Source organism: Pedobacter deserti (genome assembly GCF_024436415.1).
Taxonomy (GTDB): domain Bacteria; phylum Bacteroidota; class Bacteroidia; order Sphingobacteriales; family Sphingobacteriaceae; genus Pedobacter; species Pedobacter faecalis.
This window is the reverse complement of record NZ_JAFMZQ010000002.1, coordinates 161,383-184,057: the sequence shown is the minus strand read 5'-3', so window position 1 is coordinate 184,057 and position 22,675 is coordinate 161,383. Positions and strand designations below refer to the sequence as shown.

General features: G+C 47.0%; 18 protein-coding genes. 8 read left to right on the top strand and 10 right to left on the bottom strand.

The features are described from left to right. The first annotated feature begins 20 nt into the window (after positions 1-20). Positions 21-2,600, top strand: coding sequence for a TonB-dependent receptor (locus tag J3P40_RS15885; RefSeq protein ID WP_256007244.1), 2,580 nt, complete (start codon positions 21-23; stop codon positions 2,598-2,600). A 49-nt stretch (positions 2,601-2,649) separates the two neighbouring features. Here J3P40_RS15885 and J3P40_RS15880 read toward each other — a convergent pair whose 3' ends face one another. Continuing rightward, complete coding sequence (locus J3P40_RS15880) at positions 2,650-2,967, bottom strand: hypothetical protein (RefSeq protein ID WP_256007243.1); 318 nt, start codon at positions 2,965-2,967, stop codon at positions 2,650-2,652. Positions 2,968-3,019: 52 nt separating this feature from the next. Next, positions 3,020-6,094, bottom strand: a complete 3,075-nt coding sequence (locus J3P40_RS15875; protein ID WP_256007242.1) for a GH92 family glycosyl hydrolase — start codon at positions 6,092-6,094, stop codon at positions 3,020-3,022. A gap of 172 nt (positions 6,095-6,266) precedes the next feature. Here J3P40_RS15875 and J3P40_RS15870 point away from each other — a divergent pair, with 172 nt between their 5' ends. After that, positions 6,267-6,458, top strand: a complete 192-nt coding sequence (locus tag J3P40_RS15870) for a hypothetical protein (RefSeq protein WP_256007241.1) — start codon at positions 6,267-6,269, stop codon at positions 6,456-6,458. A 6-nt stretch (positions 6,459-6,464) separates the two neighbouring features. Here J3P40_RS15870 and J3P40_RS15865 read toward each other — a convergent pair whose 3' ends face one another. Further along, positions 6,465-6,950 (bottom strand): BON domain-containing protein, encoded by a 486-nt coding sequence (locus tag J3P40_RS15865; protein WP_256007240.1) that lies wholly within the window; start codon positions 6,948-6,950, stop codon positions 6,465-6,467. A gap of 151 nt (positions 6,951-7,101) precedes the next feature. Here J3P40_RS15865 and J3P40_RS15860 point away from each other — a divergent pair, with 151 nt between their 5' ends. Continuing rightward, positions 7,102-7,791: a YetF domain-containing protein gene (locus J3P40_RS15860; protein ID WP_256007239.1), complete on the top strand. Its 690-nt coding sequence runs from the start codon at positions 7,102-7,104 to the stop codon at positions 7,789-7,791. Positions 7,792-7,795: 4 nt separating this feature from the next. Further along, positions 7,796-8,476 (top strand): DUF421 domain-containing protein, encoded by a 681-nt coding sequence (locus J3P40_RS15855; RefSeq protein ID WP_256007238.1) that lies wholly within the window; start codon positions 7,796-7,798, stop codon positions 8,474-8,476. 65 nt (positions 8,477-8,541) lie between these two features. Here the strand turns inward: J3P40_RS15855 and J3P40_RS15850 are convergent, their stop codons facing one another. Next, a complete protein-coding gene (locus tag J3P40_RS15850) occupies positions 8,542-9,063 on the bottom strand; it encodes an SRPBCC family protein (RefSeq protein WP_256007236.1) in 522 nt (173 codons plus the stop codon). Positions 9,064-9,083: 20 nt separating this feature from the next. Then, positions 9,084-9,404, bottom strand: a complete 321-nt coding sequence (locus tag J3P40_RS15845) for an ArsR/SmtB family transcription factor (RefSeq protein WP_256007234.1) — start codon at positions 9,402-9,404, stop codon at positions 9,084-9,086. Between the two features lie 142 nt (positions 9,405-9,546). Between J3P40_RS15845 and J3P40_RS15840 the strand changes: the two genes are divergently transcribed. Continuing rightward, positions 9,547-12,252 carry a TonB-dependent receptor gene (locus J3P40_RS15840; RefSeq protein ID WP_256007233.1) on the top strand — a complete coding sequence of 902 codons (2,706 nt, stop codon included), beginning with the start codon at positions 9,547-9,549 and terminating at the stop codon, positions 12,250-12,252. 9 nt (positions 12,253-12,261) lie between these two features. Here J3P40_RS15840 and J3P40_RS15835 read toward each other — a convergent pair whose 3' ends face one another. After that, positions 12,262-13,917 carry a hypothetical protein gene (locus J3P40_RS15835; RefSeq protein ID WP_256007232.1) on the bottom strand — a complete coding sequence of 552 codons (1,656 nt, stop codon included), beginning with the start codon at positions 13,915-13,917 and terminating at the stop codon, positions 12,262-12,264. A 187-nt stretch (positions 13,918-14,104) separates the two neighbouring features. On the opposite strand from J3P40_RS15835, the gene J3P40_RS15830 reads away from it, so the two are divergent. Next, positions 14,105-15,190 carry a glycoside hydrolase family 76 protein gene (locus tag J3P40_RS15830; RefSeq protein ID WP_256007231.1) on the top strand — a complete coding sequence of 362 codons (1,086 nt, stop codon included), beginning with the start codon at positions 14,105-14,107 and terminating at the stop codon, positions 15,188-15,190. Between the two features lie 43 nt (positions 15,191-15,233). Next, positions 15,234-15,866 (top strand): DsbA family oxidoreductase, encoded by a 633-nt coding sequence (locus J3P40_RS15825; RefSeq protein ID WP_256007230.1) that lies wholly within the window; start codon positions 15,234-15,236, stop codon positions 15,864-15,866. Positions 15,867-15,888: 22 nt separating this feature from the next. On the opposite strand, the gene J3P40_RS15820 is transcribed toward J3P40_RS15825, so the two are convergent. The 4 genes from J3P40_RS15820 to J3P40_RS15805 form a co-directional block, all read right to left on the bottom strand. Further along, positions 15,889-17,277: a S41 family peptidase gene (locus J3P40_RS15820; RefSeq protein ID WP_256007229.1), complete on the bottom strand. Its 1,389-nt coding sequence runs from the start codon at positions 17,275-17,277 to the stop codon at positions 15,889-15,891. Between the two features lie 65 nt (positions 17,278-17,342). Next, on the bottom strand, positions 17,343-18,899 hold the full coding sequence (locus tag J3P40_RS15815) for a PAS domain-containing sensor histidine kinase (protein ID WP_256007228.1): 1,557 nt from the start codon (positions 18,897-18,899) through the stop codon (positions 17,343-17,345). A gap of 38 nt (positions 18,900-18,937) precedes the next feature. Further along, entirely contained in the window at positions 18,938-19,735 is a 798-nt protein-coding gene (locus J3P40_RS15810; RefSeq protein ID WP_256007227.1) for an OBAP family protein, read from the bottom strand. Positions 19,736-19,888: 153 nt separating this feature from the next. After that, a complete protein-coding gene (locus tag J3P40_RS15805) occupies positions 19,889-21,106 on the bottom strand; it encodes a peroxiredoxin family protein (protein ID WP_256007226.1) in 1,218 nt (405 codons plus the stop codon). 128 nt (positions 21,107-21,234) lie between these two features. On the opposite strand from J3P40_RS15805, the gene J3P40_RS15800 reads away from it, so the two are divergent. Beyond that, entirely contained in the window at positions 21,235-22,674 is a 1,440-nt protein-coding gene (locus J3P40_RS15800; protein ID WP_256007225.1) for an aminotransferase-like domain-containing protein, read from the top strand. Position 22,675: the final 1 nt, after the last annotated feature.

Below are 22,675 nucleotides of genomic sequence, written 5' to 3'. Positions count from 1 at the left end.
TAACACCTAATCTTAAAAAAATGAAAAGACATTTACTTTTGTTTCTTTCACTCGCGCTCTCTGTAAGTGCTTTTGCCCAAACGACCATAAATGGGGTTGTTAAAGACGCGAAGGGCGTTAATGTGCCCCGTGCAAATGTGTCCATCCGCGGTACGCGCACAAGCGTGATCGCAGACGATAACGGTGCTTTTGCACTGTCTACTACGCTCGAACCTCCTTTTTACATCCGGGTGAGCTCCGTGGGTTTCAGTCCGCAGGATTTTCAGGTTCTGAAATTTCAGGACACGCCGCTCGAGTTAACCCTGGTAGACAACGCGGAACTTGATGAGATTGTAGTTACCTCGAGAAGACGTGCCGAAGTTTTACAGGACGTGCCAATCGCGATCAGCGTAATAGGAGGACAGGCCGCAGAGAATGCCGGGGCTTTTAACGTTAACCGACTGAAAGAACTGGTTCCTTCCGTGCAGCTGTATGCCTCGAATGCCCGTAATACGACATTAAATATTCGCGGTTTAGGTTCAACATTTGGTCTTACCAACGATGGTATTGACCCGGGTGTTGGCTTTTATGTTGACGGCGTGTATCAGGCCCGACCTGCCGCTACTTCAACTGACTTTCTGGACATTGAACGGATAGAGGTTTTACGAGGCCCGCAAGGCACCTTGTTTGGGAAAAACACCACAGCGGGGGCTTTCAATATAACGACCGTAAAACCGACCCTGGTACCTACTGCCAAAGCAGAATTCAGTGTCGGAAACTATAATTTTATCCAGGCCAAGGCCTCCGTTTCGGGTAGTATAGCAAAAGATCTGGCGCTGAAACTGGCATTATCAGGAACACAAAGAGACGGTACCATTTATAACGTTCCTGAACAGCGCTATTACAGCGGACAGAACAACCTTGGTTTGAAAAGCCAGCTGTATTACACTCCTTCGGAAAAACTGCAGGTATTGCTTAGTGGTGATGTGAGCTTCCAACACCCTGCAGGATATCCGCTTGTTGTAGCGGGTGTTACAACAACGGAGAGAAGTGCTTTCCGGCAGTATGCGGCGATTGTTGCAGACTTGGGTTATGAACAACCTAAAGTTGATCCATTTTCGAGGAAGATCTATACGAATACGCCCTGGAAGCAAAATCAATCGATAGGCGGCGTCTCAGCAAACATAGATTACAAGATTGGTAACGGAACGCTGACTTCCACAACCGCATGGAGGTTCTGGAACTGGGACCCGACCAACGACAGGGACTTTACAGAATTCTCGGCGCTGACGAAATCGCAGGGTAACTCTCGCCACGACCAATACTCGCAGGAGTTCAGATACGCGGGCAACATCAACGAAAAAATAAGTGGTGTGGTAGGCGTCTTTTTACTCGGACAGAATTTGAAAGGCCTGAATCAGACAGAGGAAGTTGGCAAAGACCAATGGAGATTTGTGCAGACGGGAACAACAGGCGATCAGCCGCTATTCAGCACTCCTGGTCTTTTGGACAACTTTGGTATCCGGACCAACTCTAACATTAAGTCGCTAAGTGCTGCCATTTTTGCGCAGGCTGACTGGGAATTCGCAGAAAACCTGCATATTTTACCTGGCTTGCGATTCACTTATGATAAGAAAGATGTGGATTATGACAGGGTAACTTACGGCGGTCTGCAAACCACTGATCCGAAATTGCTGGCTCTTAAAGCTATGGTGTATACCAACCAGAACTTTAGTACAAGCACAGATAATGAAAATTTATCTGGTAACTTAACGATATCATATCGTCCGACCACCACTTTGAACATTTATGGTACCTTCTCTACGGCCTATAAACCTGTAGGTGTAAATGTGGGAGGCTTGCCAACTATAACCGGTAGCCAGAATGCCGACCTATCACTGGCCGTGGTAAAACCAGAGTATGTACAACATTACGAGCTGGGTATAAAAACAAAGCCCGCGAAGGGTGCTATTCTGAATGCTACCGTCTTTCAGTCGGACATTAAGGACTATCAAACCAACGTGCAATCACCGCAACTTGGTGTAAACAGAGGATATCTGGCGAATGCCGAAAAAGTTGTTGTGAAAGGTATTGAAGTAGACGGCAGCTATCAGTTACGAAGATTTCTGACTTTAAATGCGGCTGTTGCGTACCTGGACGGAAAATATGACAAGTTTAGTAATGCGCCGCTTCCACTGGAAGAAACGGGACACACCGAACCGATTAATGGTGTGGCCACTCAAGTGGCATTCAAGGACGCCTCTGGCGGCAGACTGCCCGGCATATCAAAATGGAACACCTCTGGCGGGTTTGAACTTAGCACAGCAGGGAAACTGTCGACAGCTGAAGGCAGATGGTTTATAGCAAGTGATATCAGCTACCGCTCTAAATACTCTTCAAACCCCACCCCGTCGAGGGTTCTGAATGTGGAAGGTTATACCCTGGTTAACGCACGTACCGGGTTTAGAGGCGATAAATTCTCCATCTTCGTCTGGAGCAGAAATATCGGAGATGCCAACTATTTCGAACAACTACAGGCAGCAGCGGGTAACTCTGGTCTGTATGCAGGTGTACTCGGTGATCCGAGAACTTTTGGCGCAACACTACGCTATTCGTTCTAACATTCTTGTGAAAATAAATGGCCGCATCGATTATGCGGCCATTTTTATTTTACGATTCGGATTCGCGAGTATCTTCTGCTGCACCCGCCTGCGCTTCATGCGCCTCATGAATGAGGGCCTTGATATCCGATTTCGGTTTCTTTTGTCCACCCTTTACATGTTGTCTTGGATGCGACATTTCAGCTGGCTCCTCACTTTCCTGGCCACCCCGAAGGCGGTCTGTAAGTCCGGCAATCTTCTTCCTTAGATCAAATAAAACGCCTAATGCCGCACCAACGGCTAGTCCCGCTACCAATGCAATCACAGCGGGTGTTTTGCTTTCGGATGTACGATCAAAAATGTCGCGTATCAATCTGATGTTTTTCATAGCTGTAGGTTTTTTACATAACAACAGCGTTATACGACAAATGTTTAGCTGATTAGTGCAAGCCCCATTCGGTATTCGGTTTATCGCCCATCTGAAGCACCAGGGTTCCGCCTTTCAGCAATTCCGAAGCAGGAAATTTAAAGGAGTCCAGCGGCTTACCGTTGAGCACTGCGCCTTGCACATATTTGTTGGCCCGCGACGCGTTCCGGGCTTCTATGGTGAATGTCCGTCCGCGGCCGTATTGTTTACCAAGATCGATGGTGACCCGAGGGAAAATCGGACTGCCGATCTCATAAACCGGATCTACGCTGCAACCGCCGTCGGTTTGAAACAGGCCCAATGCGGCCATAATAAACCATGCACTCATTTGCCCCTGGTCTTCATCGCCGAGATAAGCGTTTGCCAGGCCATCGCCATAATATCGGTCTATGATGGCCCTGCTCCAATGCTGTGTAAGCCAAGGTTTCTTCACCCAGTTAAACAAGAAAGCAAAATGCATAGACTGCTGGTTTCCCTGTATCACCGGGTAGTCCCAGTACTGGTCGCCCGGCGCATTAAACCTGAGTTTGTTGCTTTCTGTAAAGCCCCAGGAGAGGCGGTCGACAAACCGTTTCTCACCAATCTCCTTAGCCAGTGCAGGCACATCCTGAGGCACAAAATAGGTTAGCTGCCAGGCGTTACCCTCTACATAGTGCTCGTTGGCCCCGGATTTAAAAGGATCAAAATCTGGCATCCAACTGCCATCAGCCTTGCGCAAACGCGCATAACCTGTCTCCTTATCTATCGCATTTTTCCAGTAGTTACCTCTTAGTGCAAACTCCTCTTCAACTTCTTTGTTGCCCACCGCCCTGGCCAGTTGGGATACCGTCCAATCGTCGTAAGCATACTCCAGCGTATTGGAAAACCGCCCTTTATCGTACGGCACATACTTATGCTCCAGATAAGAAACCAGGTCGCGATTGCCCGCATAGCCCATCCCGACCTTCTGCGCCGGGGTCGTCTGCATTTTCACCGCTGCCTGCAAGGCTTTGTTGGCATCGTAATCACGAATGCCCATCTGGTATGCGCCCACAATCAATGGTATCTCATGCTCAGCCACCATCACGGGCACATAGTTCATTCCGGCCGGACCTTTCGCCAGCCAGCCGTTGGCATCATACATGGCCAGCTGTGATTTCACCCATTTCGACGACCACTCGGGCGTAACCAAGTTCCAGAACTGATTTAAGTTCCAGAACGTATTCCAGAACGCATCGCAGCCAAGCGCAACGGCATTGGGGTCTTTAAGTTTCTGAACCTTCTGGAAAGCGTCTACCCAACTCCCGTCCAGATCGCTCCAGGTATTGCGACTGGCCAGGGCCCTGTACATATTGGTATAAAAACGAATCTTTTCGCGCCTATCGTTGCTGCTTATTGAAAGACGTCCCATGAGCTTATCCCAGGTATCGGTATGCCCCTGTCTTACCTTCTCGAAACTCCAGCCATAAGGTACGCTGATCTCCTTCTTGAGGTTATCTGAAGCATTAGCTATGCTTACCATCGATATACCAGTACGGACCTGCACCACAGGATTACTGCGCGTATCAAACTCAACGAACGCACCCGCATCAGCCAGATCTCCGGAATTGATGATGTCTTCGTCGCCCACCACATCGTTAGCCCAGGTACCAAACCTCTTTATCGGCCGGTCGAACTCGATCACAAAATGCAGGTTGTAATCCTGGCCAGCGTCGTCGGACCACACGCTTTTATTGAACTGCCTGCTTACACCCTCAATCCGGTAATCGCTCACCTTCTTCAGGGCAACATTCTTAAGCTGGTAAGGGTATTCCGAAGGAATTTGCAGATCGATCATCACGCGGGAATCAAGCGCCTTGGGATACGTATAACGCTGGAAACCGCAGCGTGTGGTAGCCGTAAGTTCGGCCTTAATTTGGTAATCGCTCAGCAGCACTTTATAATACCCCAGCGGGGCCTCTTCTGTCGTCTTATCTATTTGTGACCGATACCCATCGCTGCCATTGCGCTCATCTCCTGTCTTGATCTTCAAGGGACCATTTACCGGCAGCATACCCAAACCGGCCATCGTCCATTCATGAATATGACTGAACACCCCTACACTTTCGAAGCTTGGATCGTAACCCGCCTGCCAGCCCGAGTTTTGGTTATCGGGACTAAGCTTAACCATACTGAAAGGCATCCATGGACCTGGCGCTATCATCCAGCGGGAATGCGCAGTGCCCATCTTTGTATCAACATATCCCGCAGGTGTACGCATGGGTTGGGGCGACCGCCGCACAAGTCCGCTTTCCAGCACCGTGCCATCAGCCCATATCTCGTACTTGCTTTCCCTGGCCGATTTAACCTGTGGCATCGGGACCTCAAAGTCATATCTGGCACTATCGAGCTGCGTGGTGAACACGGTTTTACCATCCAGCTTAACCGTAACTTGCGGTTTACCCGACAAGTGCTGCAGGTCGACCAGCAGGGGCTGCAACGACCGACCACCTTCGGAGATCTCATAATCGGCCGCCCTGACATTTCGCACAAATAGCTTCTCCGGCTTAATCAGCTTAACGCCCGTCGGGCCGGTGAGCTTCACCTGATCAAACAACAACCAGGAGCCACTTAGCGTGGTCATCGTGATCTCGTTCCCGCCCTTTCGGAGGGTCTTTGGCGACACGGGAATTTCTATTTTGTACTCGCTCGCATTGGTTAGATCGCCCTCCACCGACTTGTCTAAGGTCTTTTTAGGGAGCTGACGAACGAAGGGCTGGCCGTTGACCACCACTTTAAACAGTGGTGGGCCGCTCCCCTGGTAACTAACCAAGTCAATGGTTAAGTTCCAGTTGCCCCCGGCCGGGACACTTTGCAAACCAAACAGAATATTAGCCTGATGTGTGCGCAGCCCGGCTGTCGGACCGGTACCTCCCCATCCGTCTTGCGGACCAGGCAGTACATACGGAAAATCATTCGCTGCAAGGGAATGTCCTACCAGGAAAAAACGGTCCTCCCAACCAAAATCGCTTTCCAAAAAGTGCTGGTAGCGGTTGGGGCCAAGGGCAAATTCATCTGCTTTGTTATCGGCTTTGCCGACGGTCCATACCGTGTGCTGAGCCTGCAGCATTGAGCCACATAATAAAAAACTACATAAAAGAAAAAAGACTTTCGATTGGTGGGTGATGTTCATAGTATACTGGTTAGCAAACCAAATATAAGATAAATATGTACATACATATAAATTATTATGGAAGAAAACCATTCTACCAGCTAAATCGTTGTTCAAGAAAAAACACATCATGGATCAGAACGAAAAAGATCGAAACAGCGACAAGCCCAGAGAACCTCAAAAAGATGCGGAAACCGTACGCGGCTCAGGGTTTACGTACGACGAAGACAAAGGCCGTACAGACAAAAGCATGCCTGAAGAGTCGGCAGATGAAGACACGATTGTCAACCTTCCCGATCTGGGTAAGAAGAACCGGCCGTAGCGAGCATTAATTAACCGCGCGCAGCCCGGTCGTATCCACGGACCCGTAAGGATTAACCTGTTTCAGCGCCTTAGCCAACCCAGCCAATTCGCCTGACATCACCTCACCTTGCAAAGCTATAGCACTATCAGAAACCTTAGCCAGCACGTAAGGATACCGCGCAAGAACACTGTCGACCGCCTGCCTGAACACCAGCGTCGAATCCAGCACAAGCGGAGCAATACGCAGTTCATCTTTAACATCTTTGATAACCCGGATGCCCCTAAGTGTCTTCAAGACCTGCTCTTTCGCTTTTAACGTTGGACAGGTCCCGACAAGCGTTACTACACCATCCTTTACAGTGTATTGCACACCCGCAAAATGAATGTCCGTTTTAGTCTTGGCGGCAATAGCACCTCTTATATCCCTGTCCTGCGAGCCCTGGTTGCAGCCCATAGCCATAGCCATCATACAAATTACGGGCATCATAAATCTTAGCACTGTCTTCATCATCGTCTATCTGTTCTGCAATATGAAACTCAAACCCCATGCCGGGCAAGGCTCCTGATCGTATGAAACAGGTATTTATGCCTGCAAAACAGTAGAACTACCAACCCACTTAATTGTTGCTTATCCGAAAAGACTAATAAAAATTCGCCACACAATGCTAAAGGAAGAAATACTCTGGACCGACTGGTACCGCATTCTTGTGGGCAACGCCCCGGCCATTTTTCTGGTCGAAGTACTGATCAGGACCGTAATCACCTATGTGCTTCTGCTGTTTATCCTCAGATACATGGGCAAGCGGATGAGCGGACAGCTTACGCTATCGGAGATGGCCGTGATGATCACCCTCGGTGCTATCGTATCAGTTCCCATGCAAATGCCCGAGCGGGGCATACTGCACGGCTTGCTTATTTTGTTGTGTGCACTGGCCTTTCAGCGGGGACTCGGTCTGCTTGGCTTCAAAAATGCCAAGGCAGAAGAAGTGATAAACGGCCGGGAATCCCTGCTCATAAAAGACGGCGTATTGCAGATCGACACCCTCACTAAAGAGAAAATTTCAAGGCAGCAATTATATGCCGTGTTGCGCAATAAAGGGATATTTAACCTGGGTGAAGTGGAACGACTGTACCTTGAAGCATGCGGACTCTTCAATGTATACAAATTCAGAGAACCCCGCCCGGGCTTGTCGGTGTTGCCGCCAGAAGACAGGGAGGTACAAAACATACTGGCCATGCCCGAGCGTATGCTTGCCTGCGAGGTTTGCGGACATATTCAGGAGCAACACGAGGGCAAACACGAGCACTGCAGCAACTGCAAGAAAATGAAGTGGCAACCAGCTATCCAGTAACATCATGAAACCCGATCAAATCAACATTACAGATATTTACCGCATACTTTTCGGCGAGGTGCCCTACAGCTTTTTTGCCGAAGCGATATTCAGGGCACTGGTCATTTACGTTATCCTTATGGTGTCTATGCGCCTGATGGGCAAACGGATGTCGGCCCACATGAACCGTAATGAGATGGCGGCTATGGTATCACTGGCCGCAGCGATCGGCGTTCCGCTTATGAACCCGGACCGGGGCATCTTGCCGGCAATTATCATTGCAGCTGTGTTGATTTGGTATCAGCGGATCATAGCCCGCCGCGCCGCACGCAATGAAGCTTTTGAAGCGTTCTCCCAGGGCAGTGACGCAACGCTTGTGGCCGACGGCAGGATGCACCTTGAAAATATGAAGAACAGCAGGATAAGTCGAGAACGCTTGTTTGCTCAACTCCGCGCCAGTGAAATACGCCATCTGGGCGAGGTGCGTCGGTTATACCTCGAGGCGCCGGGCACATTCACCCTTATACGCAGCGACAAACCCGAACCGGGACTGACCATATTGCCGGACTGGGATAAGGAATTTATAGACAAGTTCGAGCACGATCCCCAGCGCCAGGCCTGCCGGCATTGCGGAAACACGACTGAATACAACCAAAGCGAGTGCGAAATGTGTAAGCATTCTGATTGGGTAGCGGCCATACAATAATATGAGGATAACTTTTGTAAAAGGCAGCGGCACAAAAATTTCTTTGTCGCTGCCTTATAAACAGATCAGGAGCCGGCAGAACGATTAAGCCGGGCATCCAGGTATTCGTCGAGATTGGTCATTCCCATCGTAAAGCCCTCTTTAAAGCCCATCTCGATGATCTTATCGAGATCCTCCAGTTTGTCGAAGCTAACTTCTACATTAACCATAGTGCGCTCCTCCTCATTGGCCGCGAATTTATTATTCCAGCGCATCCGAGGCATTTCGGTGCTAAGTACTTCATTTTCGTCGCAAAACGAATCCTGGCCGGAGTAGCGGCGCTCTGGTTCGATCTCGTCATAATCAAACAGGCACCAATGTCGCTCGCCTTCGGGGCCAACCATGGCATAGTGCCAGCGACCGCCTTCACGAAAGTTCATCGACTTAGTCTCCGTTTTCCATGGTTTAGGCGCCCACCACAGGTCTAGTATGCTAGCGTCGGTCCAGGCCGCCCAGACCAGCTCAAGTGGTGCATTAAAGGAACGGCTTACATTAATTTTTTTTGCCTCCTTGTCTACAATAAAATCAAAAAGAATTGCTTTGTTCATGATCATTAAGATTTCAGGTTTTATATTCTGTTCTTTTTAAGTTGTTCCAGCACATCGTCGAGCTGATCAAAACGCGCTCTCCAAAGTTGTTTGAAGCGCTCCAGCCATTGCTCTATTTCGTTCATCTTTTCCGCCTCTAAATGATAATAAATTTCCCGGCCCTGTTGCTGCTGCTTTACAATCTCACATTCTGTGAGCACCCGGAGATGCTTAGACACCGCCTGCCGTGTTGTATCAAAATGTTCGGCCAGACCGTTCGGTGTCATGGATTGTACAGCCAGAAGCAATAGAATAGCTCTCCTGGTGGGATCCGCTATGGCCTGAAAAATATCTCTTCTCATTTTTTGTAATACGAAACTGATTGGTTGCAAATATATACGCAACCAATCAGTTTCGCAAATAAATGTCAAAATATTTCTTAACTCCTGTTTAATTGAAAATCCTTATCTTAATCCCAGAATACAACCAGATATCAACGCTTTCATGAAGAAGATCCTCTTAATGCTCTCGCTCTGCCTTGCCGGCGGCATTTCGTATGCCCAAAACACGGCCTCTATAAAAGGTGTGGTAAGCGATTCCTTAACCAACAAAAACCTCGGACTATCGACCGTAGCCGTTGTAAATGCGCGGGACACCTCGTTAGTGTCTTACACCGTTACCAAAGACGACGGAACATTCCAGTTGTCAAGACTGCCCACTACCAGGCCGTTAAAACTTATCGTTTCGTATGTAGGGTATAACACATACAGACGTGAACTAATGCTCAAGCCAGGCGAGCTCAACCTCGGCATCATAAAGCTGAACGGTAGAAGCCTTGACGAGATCGTCATCAAAGGTGAACAAACCCCGGTGATGCTAAAGAAGGACACCATTGAGTTTAACGCAGAAGCTTTTAAGACCCGGCCTAACGCTGCTGTGGAGGAGTTGCTGCGACTATTGCCCGGGGTTCAGGTAAATGAAAACGGCGAAATACTGGTAAACGGTCGCGGTACCAGTAGAATATTAATTGACGGCAAGGAGTTTTTCGGCACCAACCAGCTCGTGGCCCTGAAGAACCTTGATGCAGAGCTGATAGACAAAATACAGGTGTACCTGGATCGTGAGAATGATCCCGACCGACGAATAAGCGAGATCAACCTTCAGAACATTATCAACCTTAAACTAAAAAGTGCGGTTAAGAAGAGTACTATCGGCAGATTTGCGGGCGGCGCCGGCACGCGCGACCGATACGAGGCCAGCGGTATACTGAGCAGTTTCCGCGACACACTTCAGTTTAGCGTATTAGGTGCCACCAACAATTTAAACAGCACCGGTTTTAGCAGAGACGAATTGTTTAGTATGGGCGGTTTCAACCGGTCGGGAAGTGATCTGGTTGATAACGGAAACTTCGGTGGAAGCCCGGGCGGCGGGTTCACGACCGTCCGTTCGGGCGGACTAAATGTCAACAACGACTATGGCACCAGATTGAAACTTAACCTCGCCTATTTCTTTGGCAACACCATTCACTCCAATGAAACCAGGGTGCTTAATGAGCAGTTTCTCGACAATACTGTAGTCACTTCCTGGCGGACCGATGCATCCCGCCGTAGCTCGTACTCACATGTTGTAGGAGGCTTGATGGAGTGGAAACCGGACACAAACACGGTATTGCGCTATCGCCCCGCCATGAACTTCTCACCCGGAAATAGTCGTTATCAGAGTCTCTTGAACCTGTCTAATACAATAGTGGACAGAATCAGCGAGACCGACGGGCACAACTACAACAGATCTTATAGCGATGCCTTTTCCCACAATCTGAACTATTATAAAAGATTTAAAAAAGGACGGTCATTAACGCTGAACAATGTGCTCACGCTCGACGGAAGTGGAACAGATGCATACAACTTCAGTCAGCTGACTCCATTAACATCTACGGTCGAACCTTTTTTGCTGGACAGGCATGTTAAATCAGGCAGCAGTACACGATGGTCGGGCCTATCCATATTGTACAACCTGCCGCTCACGAAAAAATTAACAGCCGAATTTTTCACAAACAGCAGATACTACCGCTGGGCACAACCCGTCGAAAGTTATGATTTAAACCCTTCAACCACACAATACGACCGGTTTATTGATGACCAAAGCAATGATTTTGTGCGGACAGGCTTTTTCCAAAACATCAAACCTTTATTGAACTACCAGGTTAACCCCAAACTTAGGATAAGGGCTGCCATCGACTTGGAGATTCAAAACGTTAATAACAAGTTTAATGCTTCCGCGAATGATATCCGACAACGGTTTACGGTTTGGTTCCCTTCATTAACCATCGACTACGATCGCTTCTCCGTTTCTTACTCAGAGTGGATAGACCTGCCCTCATTGTATAACATGCAGCCTTTGGAAAGAGTAAGTTCGGCACAATACAAATTTGTCGGAAACCCTGAATTGAGCGCAATCAGGGTTCGGAGACTGAACGGCAACTTCTACAAATACAACACACCAAGAATGCTCGGACTGAGCGGATATGCCAACGCAACCTTTTATGAAAATAGTTTCGTTCAGCAGACGCTCACCGACGAGAACGGATTCACAACCGCCACTGTGGTAAACAAGGACGGCAGATCGTCGATAAACGGGGGAATTAACCTAAACAAGCAATTTAAGAAATCGCAGAAATGGCAGTTCTCCATGAATACCGGACTCAGTGGTTATGCGGAGAACCAGGTAATTTTCCTCAACAACCAGGAAGCCCGGCAACGATACGGCAACATTGGCTTTACACAGAATCTGAACTTGAACTATAAATCTCTGGCCCTGGTTAACCTCTCTTACCGCAACTATCATTCATTTACCACCTACACCAACAACTTCAACGATGTAACCAACAATACGCAAGTGTTGGGTGCTTCAGGAACTTTCAGGCTACCAAAAAAGATCGTTATAGAATCAAACTATTCGTACCGTCATGCTCCTCAAATCGGACAAGGCTTTACAGGAGATTCCCACATTCTAAATCTGGCGGTGTCCTTATTGACGCAAAAAAGGGATCGCGGAGAATTTAAGTTGTCCGTATATGACCTTCTTAATCAAAACATTTCTGTAGACAGGTTTGGGAGTGGAAACTCAACTGTAATGTATGAGCAACAAATACTCAGACGGTACATTATGTTCAACTACCAGTACAGGTTCAATATCATGAAAAACAAATAAGCGTAATTATTAGCGGCCATTCGTCATTACCAGACTAATCTGCTGTTTTTGCGGGACTATCCTGAATATACTTTCCTCAGACCCTTTTTCAAATTTGCCCTTGCTGGAAATGAGGCTGTAGCGCATATTTTCAAACGAAGCATTAACCTTATCAGGAGTAACTTCCGTGAAAGGCAACTTCATGCCTTCAGCAACCTTAAGTTCCAACAGCCATTCCAGCTTGTCGCTGCCATGATAACTTACATGAAAATTTCTTTCATCCATCACCAGCTCAATGGTACCCTTGTGACTGGTTAAGGGCCAGGAGATCTTAAGTTTCCCTTTTTCCTCATCAGAGAAAACGGGGTCAGCGCCTTTAAGCAATACCTCGGAATCACCGCTTTTTGCAATGAAACGTATCCCTGCCAACTCGGCCTTTTTACTCCATAAATAACCGTCTACCACCGGAAGCGTATAAAAAGCACATTCATTTGTCGTGGTTACACCTGTAGTATATTGCGAGGGGAAATCCTCATCAAACAAATGAATATCACGGATGCGCAGACTGTTGTTTTCCCAAATCAGATTGGTACGATAAAAACGGCTGTTGAACCATGCGGTACGGTGGTTGCCGCCGCCAATATCTTCGCTCACTGTAAATGCAGTAGCAGGAGTTACTTTATAGTTCTTTCTGAACCACAGGCCCGATTGCTCCATAGTTTCAACTTTAACCTTGCCCTGATCGCGCAACTTCGCGATAAGTGGAAGCTGTATTTCAAAGCCCTTTTTCATCGCATCCCAGGTAAAGGAATTTTCCTGCCCGGCTTGTGTATAGTTAAACTCCATCGACTTGCTTTCTACAAACTGCTTCAAAAACCATTTCACCCACTGTTCACTACCCCCAGCCTCCGGGTAAACTGGTTCCAGCGTGATTACTCCTTGCCAGGTTGTACTAATCCCGGTGTCGTATTGCCTGATCGGATCGCTGCCGAGCATTCTGAAGATCGGCACAGGGGTTTGATTATTTTCGGTCTGCGCAGGCATATAAGCATTGATTTTGCTTGGATAGTAAGCCTGGTTCCAGTAACCGCCCCATAAGGTATAGCCATCTGTTCCATACTGGTCCTTGCAATTGCTCGAAGCAACAATTTTGTATTTGTTGTACATGTAGTTTAAACTGTGTGCGTCTATGAACCAAGAGCCTACAGATTTGGGGTAATAACCAAATACCGCTTTAAAATCCTTCATGTACACATCTATGAGCTTTTCCCTTTCCACCGGCGTATAACCTGTAGAGAAGCCAACGTTGGCGTGCCAGTCCCAGGGATAGCGGCCACGCCATTTTAAGCCGGCTTTCTCTACCAATGGCTGCGGAAGCTCCCACCATCCGCCGATTTCAAAACTATCTCTGGGCAACGACTTAAGCAGTTGCTGATATCTGTTGTCCATCAGCGCATCATACTGAAGCAGGAAGGTACCACCTAACTTATACGCCTTCATCATCTTCACTTGCTCTACCACCGTCTTGTACAAAACATCTTGAGTAATTTTAGCGTCACGAGGCTCAAGCAACCTGATAAAATTTACAATGTTTACCACATTCGGCTTAACGGGATTTTTAGTAGACGCGACCAAACTTTGGCTAACCAGCAGACAAGCAAGTATTAATGAATATATTCTAATCATAGCAGAAAATTATCCGTAATAATACCAACCAATAATCAAATGATCGTCCTGACCCATCCTGCGGGCAGGCTGAAAGGATAACATTTAATCGCTGCGTAAAAAACGTATTTCGGTTAATCTCGACAATATGCAACGAGTATACGGCAATTAATACGATATTAGCAGGCACACACAAATTACCAACTTTATGAACATATCTATTTACCTGCGATGCCTGCTTATCGCAATGCTTTTATGCGCTGGCTCCACCTATGCGCAAACCACAGGCGCTAGCGCTGGCAGCGACAAACCCGTCCCAACACCTAAAATCGCCAAAAAAATATTCGATGCCTGGTATACCCAATACAACATAGAGAAATTCAAGGGGTTTTGGGACAGGGCGGAGATGATGGAGATTGTACTTGATGCCTACGAAGTGACCGGCGACAAGGCATATCTGAAAAAGTTCGACGCCATGTACCTGAACTTTATTGAACAGCACACGGGCGACTGGATGTACAATAAATTCAATGACGACATCGCCTGGATAGCCATCGCCTGCGTTCGCGCTTATGCGCACACAGGCAACAAAGCATATCTAGAAAAAAGTAAAGACCAGTTTGATAAAATGTATGCACGGGCCTTTACGAACAAGTACGGTGGCGGCCTGAATTGGTTTGAAACCAAGACTTCAAAAAATGCCTGCATACAGGGACCAGCCATTGTGGCCTCCTGCTACCTGGCTCAGGCTACGGGCGACCAAACCTACTACGATAAAGCCATCGCTTTGTATAGCTGGTCTAAAGTCTACCTGTTCAACCAGGAAACCGGGAAGGTAAACGATAATATCGACCTTGACAAAAAAACCGGGCTCATCAAAATCGGAACCTGGAGTTCGACTTACAATCAGGGCACCTTTTTAGGCGCTGCAGTAATGCTGCATAAGTACACCGGAGAGGCCAACTACCTGCAGGACGCAGAGCGGATCGCCAAGTATATCAGGGAAGATATGTATAAGGGCCAGGTAATGAACAACGAAGATGGCGGCAATGACCTGCCGGGCTTTAAGGGTATCTTTATGCGTTACGCAAGGCTGTACACGCTGGAAACAAAGAAAACAGACCTGGTAGATTGGCTGCTTTTAAATGCCAGGGTGGCGTTCGAGAACCGAAACAAGCTAGATCTGATCCAAACCAAATGGGGAACGAAGACACCTGATGAGAAGCCGGCATCGGCTTTTGGTGTGTCGACAGCCGTATCGCTGATGATGAACACCTTGCCGTTGGTTAAGTAAGTGGCAGGCGGTTTGATATGGGTATGGCGTAATTTACAACAACATGAAAGTAGATATCTGGTCGGACGTAAGGTGTCCGTTTTGTTATATTGGCAAAAGAAAATTTGAAGCCGCACTAGCACAGTTTCCCTATAAAGAAGAAGTTGAAGTAGAATGGCACAGCTTTGAGCTCGACCCAAATGCGGAGACCGTTCCCGGTGTCAGCTCCGCCGAATATCTGGCAGATAAGTATGGCAGACCCCTCGAATGGGCACAGCAGATGCAGGAAAGCGTTACGGCTACTGCAGCTGAGGTGGGTCTTGATTTTAAACTGGACATTTCCGTTGTGGCTAATTCTTTTGACGCGCACAGGCTTATCCAATTGGCCAAAACAGAAGGCCTGGCTGACGCCGTTGAAGAAAAGCTTTTTGAAGCTCATTTCACTTATGGAAAGGACATCAGCGAGCATTCCGTTCTAACGGAGCTCGGCGTTGCGGCAGGGCTCGGTAAACTGTCCGTAGAAACCATGCTTGCCGGATCAGACTTTACAAATGAAGTTCGCCGCGACGAGCAGATTGCTCAGCAGATCGGTATACGAGGCGTTCCTTTCTTTATCTTCAACCAAAAGCTGAGTGTATCTGGCGCTCAACCGCCTGAAACCTTTCTGGGCGCGATGATGCAGGCCAGGGGTAATTGATCAATTAACTGTTACCCGACATTTATTTTGAACGACTGTTTATAAGGCGTTTGGCAACTTCCATTGGAGCATCGTGCTGTGTAAGTAAATCCTGTAACGTTAAACCAATGCTATAGTCGGGCACCACACCCCGGCGGCTTCCCTGCGGATCAGTCACATGATAGCGTATTAAACCGTAAGACACCGTTAGTTGGCTAACAGGCAGTATTATTTCTTTTGAATTGCCCGATGTATTTCCAACTGCCGTCCCGCCAGTTTCTTCTCCGACAAAAATACCTCGCTTATGCGCCTTTGCCACGGCGCAAAACTCCGCAGCAGTCGAAAACGTCAAACCATCGCTTATAAATACAACCTTGCCGGTATAAGCTCGGGCGACCGGCTGCTGGACTTTAAGGTTATCATGAGCCGTGCTGTCCAAACGGTAACCGCCATTCACCGGCTTTAACATGGCAGGCTGCAGATCGTTGAAAGAAGAATTACCTTTAGCAAACTCCCGATAAGGTAAATTAAGTGTAGACGCGTATAAGGCCTGATAATACCTAAAAGGCCTGTCAGCAAGATAGCGATATAACATTGCGCCATACAGGTCCCTGCCCCCACCATTTCCACGCAGGTCTATGATTAGTTTTTGTATGTTCTTTTCAGCCAATTGATGAAAAACGTTATCCAAAAACACAGGGAAATCGAGCCCCGCCTGAGCAAACTCGTTAAGATCGAAGCTACCGATACGCAACAGCGCCACGTCGTCGTTCCCTATTGTGAGCTCCAGTAACTTTCTTTTGTCTTCCATAACAGGTGCCGCAGGAATAAGATTTTCAGGAACCGCGGCAATCTGCCTGGTTTTGATGTCGCCGTCAGCCATTTTTAAAGTAACCGTAAAAGAACGCCGTGCACCGTATGCCATCAAATAGTAAAAGTGAAATACATTATTCAAAACCAACCGCTTCTTTGTTGTTATGCTGCCATCTCCGGAAATAAAGCCATATAACCGCGCCCTGATCTGAGAGACAGGGATACCGTCTATCCGGAGAAGTTCAGTTCCAGGACCGATCTGATTTTCACGATCAGCAGCTATCAGCGTTCTCCCGGACTCAAGGTATAATCTTAGAGGAAAGTAGAGGGCCTCCTTTTTCAGATAGCTCTTCAGCGCCGGTGTCAGTCCAACATACATGTGCCCGTCTTTGAGCGAACTGATCAAATGCCTCAGATCAGCCAGGAAAGTTAAAGCTGAAATGCTGTCGCCCATACGACCCAAAACGCTAAACTTTCTGTCGATCTGACCCCGTGTATGATAGCGGTAAAGAGAGGGATAGTTAGCCCTTAAACTATCTTCCAGATATTCGAGATCCCTTTTAAGATCTGTGCTTTTATGCCGGGGTACTTGAGCTGGTAGTGAGAATGCATAAAACATTAACCATCCTGTAAGAAGTACGGAATATAGATTGAATCTGAAATGCTGATAAGCAAGCATAAAGGTTACTTCAATGACGCTAAAGGCAGCATGATGCTGAAAATAGATCCCTTTCCAACTTCACTTTCAACGCGAATCTCCCCGCCATGTAATTTTACGATCTCGGAAACCAGGTACAAGCCAATCCCAAAACCGGATATGTTCAATTGCCTGCCGTCGTTAACCCTGTAAAATCTTTCGAATAATCTGGATTGATCCTCAGGTGGGATACCATATCCCTGGTCAATCACTCTAATAGTAACCTCCTGTGCGGTTGAACTACATTCGATACGAATGGTTGTGTCTTCAGGTGAATATTTGATCGCGTTTCCTAACAGATTGATGACAACCTGACTAAGCTTTTCGCGGTCCGCGCGTATGCGCATCTCGCCACAGGGCTCGTATATGATTTCATGCGCCGGGCTTAAGGTTAAAGTATCGCTAACCACCTCGTTAATCAATTCGCTCAACGAAAATTCAGAAAGGTTCAGCGTCATTTTCCCTTCTTCCAGTCGCGAAAGGTTCAAGAAGTCCTGGATCAGACCGGTCATCTTACGTGTTTGCGCGTCGGCGCGCTTCAGTACTTTTTCAGTAAACCCATCTCCCCGTTCAAGTGCCTTTGCCAGGGCAAGCTGCACATAGGAACGCATAGAGGTAAGCGGGGTCTTGAGTTCATGACTTACAATCGCTATAAAATCATTTTTCCGCTGTTCCTCCTCTTTTTTATAGGTGATATCCCTGGCGATTTTGGAAATACCGATGATCCTGCCACTTAAATCCCTGACGGGCGAAATTGATAAGGAAACATCGAGAAGTTTTCCAAACTTGGTCAGCCTCTTCGTTTCAAAATGATCAACCCTTTGCCCGCTGCTTAACTTTGCAATAATTTCCGGTTCCTCCTGCAAACGGTCGTCCGGAATCAGCTTTACAATGGACTGCCCAATCATCTCTGCTGCCGAATACCCAAATAATCGCTGCGCAGAGTCATTCCAACTGGTAACGATACTGTCAAGATTCTTACTGATGATGGCATCTTCGGAGTTGGATACGATAGCAGAAAGCATAGCACCCTGCTTTTCAGCCTCAATGGCCTCAGTAATATCCCGGGCGATTTTCGAAACACCAATGACGGCTCCCTTTTCATCTTTTACGGGTGAAATAGTCAGGGAAACATCAATCAGCCGGCCTGTTTTAGTGACTCTTTTGGTATTAAAAGACCGCATATGCTCTCCCCGGCGAAGCCTGCTGAGAATTAAGGCCTCTTCATCCTGGCGGTCGTCAGGAATTAACTTCAGTATCGACTGGCCAATCATTTCTTCAGAACGGTAACCAAATATCCGCTCGGCTGACTTGTTCCAACTGGTAATAAAACCGTTCAGATCCTTGCTGATGATGGCATCCTCCGTGGAGTCTACGATTGAAGCAAGCATGGCACTGCGCTCCTCAGCCAGACGAAGTTTTCTAATCAGCACTTCCTGATCTTTCAGTGCTAAATCCATTGCATGTTCGCGGATATGCCCTTCCCTTACCTGGCTTCTTAATCCACTAGAATCCTCGCTTTGGGTGTTATCGGTTTCTTGCATGGTTAAAGATAGCAAAAAGACGCGAATTTGCTTTTGTTTCAATGACTACCACCATCCTCCAATTGCACTGGTCCCTGATGTTTATGCATTGCACTGTCAACTTTATTGGTGATAACAAACTGCCTCAGTAGCCCTTTTTCCCAGGCGTTTGCCATAGGGTCGACCCTTGGCATCGGGATATCTGCCCTGTTTTTCTTCTTTTCAGCGGTTGAAATATTGAAGCGCTTATCCCGCTCTTCAACCAATTTTGGATGTATCTGCCCATCCTTGGTAAAACCCATCATAATCATAGGCGCACCGATAGGCAGACTGCGCTGCTGGTCGGTATGCCATGTATGTATAGTCTTTCCATAGGTCGACACAAGTTTCTCCATCAACTCATGTTCCGCCGCTTCCGGAATACCAGGCGCAATCAATGTTCCTGACTTCACCTCATGATGGTGAGAATGCCAAAGTTTTTTCTCCTCTTCGGAAAGACTTTTAAAAAGTTCTGCGGAAATAATATACTCCACACCCATTATTTTTGCATCTCTCCCATTACCGTCAAAGATAATTGCCTGGTACATATCCTCATTCAATTGGCTAACGTAATGGTGAGCTTCCATTTGAGCGTTAATATTGCCATTATAGAAATGAAAACCGTCCAGGTAGGCGTTGAAATGCTTTAATGGCGTCTTATCCTGGAGAAGGTCAGCTCCCGTTTCAAGCAACTTATCCTTTCCGGTTTTCTCATCGCCGGGCGAATTCACATTTGAGCTGGTATTCTTACCACCGCATGAGCTCAATGAAAGCCCGATCAATAATATGGCACTAAACAACGTAGATTCCTTTTTCATAGCACATTAAGGTTAACAAGGCTGTAAGACGCCCCGTGCCATTAACATCGTTGAAGATTGTTTAGTTTAAACATAGTTTATGAGCAGCTTTTGAGATTGATCAAAACCTGTATTCGGCAAACATCCAACTTCAAAAAAAGATACTGACCTTACTTATTGGACGGAAGAAGCATTTAACAGACTCTCTAGTTTCTCATCAAGTTTACCTAGCTCCAGATTAACGGCTATTATCTTTCCGTTTTCGTCGATAAGGAAGTTTGAAGGTACTCCAGCCACCGCATATAATTTTGCTGTAGTGTTCCTGGAACTCAAATCAGATACATGTTCCCATTCAAGGTCGTCCGTCTCTATAGCCTTTCGCCAGTCAGTCAAATTAGTATCAAGCGAAACAGCCAAAATCCGAAACCCTTTGGGATAATATTTCTTATACAGTCGTACGAGTGCCGGGTTTGCAGACCTGCAGGGCCCGCACCAACTCGCCCAAAACTCAAGCAAGGTAACATGTCCTTTAAAGTCCTTTAGCGATATTGGTTTACCCTCAGGGCTTTTTTGGGTGAAGTCGGGTGCGGTAGTCCCAACGCTCCTATTGTTGAAGTTCAAGGAGCGCAACCTTCTTCTAATGAGTTCGGCCATAGGCAAAGACTTCATTTGATAGGTTAAATTGTCATATAAGGAGTCTAACAACGTACTATTTTCTAAATGGCGATCACGTGTGTACTCCTCTAGTTCGACCAGAGATGCTGCAGCGTCGGGGTTAGCTCTCACAAAACCAAGTATTTTATCGTTATAATACTTGTTGTAAGCGTTTTTATGAATGCTGAACAAAACAGTACGCAAAGAATCCCTTATACGTGTGTCCCGCTGACTTTCGACCCCCTTTATGAGCACGCTATTTTCTTTTTCGAACTCTGTGTCATACTTATCTTTTAGGTCCAGTAGCGCCCTATATTTGACTTGTTGAAATGAAGGCGAAATAATTTCACTGGCTGACAAAGTCCCCTTAACGACAATCTTATTATTACCAGGGACACCTAAAAAGAAAAACTGGTCTGACATCTCCGGAACAAGATCTTGCGGCTCCACACCCCGATTGTTGTCTATCTTCTCACGGGTAATGAAAGAAAGAATGCAACGTCTTGGTTCGTGCAGCTCTTGTCGCACAACAGCTTTTCCATCTACAACTGGCGGGTAAAAGACCTTTCCAGCAATCATGAAGCGAAATCGACCAGCCGTATCTTTCATATTCGAGACGTCTAGTGTCAGTTCCATTTCACCATGCATAAGCTCAACCCTCCCGTTTTTCTCCTGACCTAAAACACAAAAACTGCTTCCAGCTAAAAGGAAACCAAGTATGATTAATTTGATCCTCATCTTATAGAGTATTTTTGAGAGACGAAACTGGATGTAAGATAGCTATAATTTTTCCGCTGTTGCATAGTATTTTTGTCTATAATGCACCACCCATGACCGTCCAGACATTACCTTTTAGCAACTTAATATTGATCGACAGAACTGCCACAACACCTGTCTTCAGCCAATTGGCTAACGCACTTATTGTTCTGATCAGGAATGGTAAAATTAAGCCGGGACATCAACTACCTTCCAGCCGGAATATGGCTGCTATGATCAAACTTAATCGCACAACGGTGATCGCCGCCTATGATGAGCTCAGAGCGCAGGGATGGCTGGAGGTCATAGGAAAAAAAGGAATGTTTGTGTCAAGGCAATTACCTGTGCCGGATCCAATGTCTTTCAGATCAGGCAACCTGCTGACAGCAAAGATTCCCGCCCAATCCGATTTTTATAGCCAGATAAGTTTCGACCGGCCTCCGCATAGGGAGGTAAAGCCGTATCATTTAATGGTCAATGACGGCTATCCCGACCAAAGACTGGCACCAATTAATTCGATCATCAATCGTTACAAAAGCTTACTAACTAAGAGCTATTTGCTCGGGCCGCAATTGACTGGCAACGCAGCCGGGAGTACCTCTTTGCGAAGGGAATTAGCCAATTTCTTGTCAAAAACGCGCGCGCTAAGCATTGAAAGCGAGAATGTGCTGATTACGCAGGGGGCGCAACCAGCGATTTATATAGCGGCAAGCATGATATTGCAACCGGGGAGTACGGTTATCGTTGCGGAGATGAACTATGTATTGGCAGACAAGCTGTTTGAACAATTAGGGGCAACATTATTGAAAGTAAAAGTCGACGAGAACGGCATCGATGTGGATGCGATAGAAGAAATCTGCAGCAGATCCCGGCCAGATCTCTTATACATTATTCCCCACCATCACCATCCGACTACCGTAACCCTTAGTGCACAGAGGAGAATGCAATTGTTGAATATTATCCGCAGATATCAGCTGCCGGTTATAGAAGATGATTACGACTATGATTTCCATTATAACAACAGTCCGATTTTGCCCTTAGCCAGTGCAGATCACAACGGCTTTGTGCTTTATGCTGGCTCTATCTCCAAAACCTTAGCACCTTCGATCCGGCTGGGCTACCTGGTTGGAACCGAAGATTTCATACGGCAAGCATCAAAATTTAAGCAGTTGATGGAAATACGTGGCGACGTCTTATTTGAAGAGTCTGTAGCCCATCTTTTCAGCACCGGCGAAATGCAACGCCATTTAAACAGGTCGGTAAAATTATACCGTCAGCGGCGCGACCAGTTCTGCAAACTTTTAAAGGCTTCTGTGGGAGACCTTGTCCGATTTGCGATTCCACAGGGGGGCATGGCGGTCTGGATCATTTTTCCTGATGATTACTCCATAACAGAATTGTCCAAACGCCTGTACGAGAAAGGCATCTATATGAATGACGGCAGTCTACATCGTTACTCCAATACCATAAATGGGATTAGGGTCGGCTTTGCATCGCTTGACAGTGTTGAGATGGAAAAGTTTATGCACATTCTCGCACAGGCGATATAAC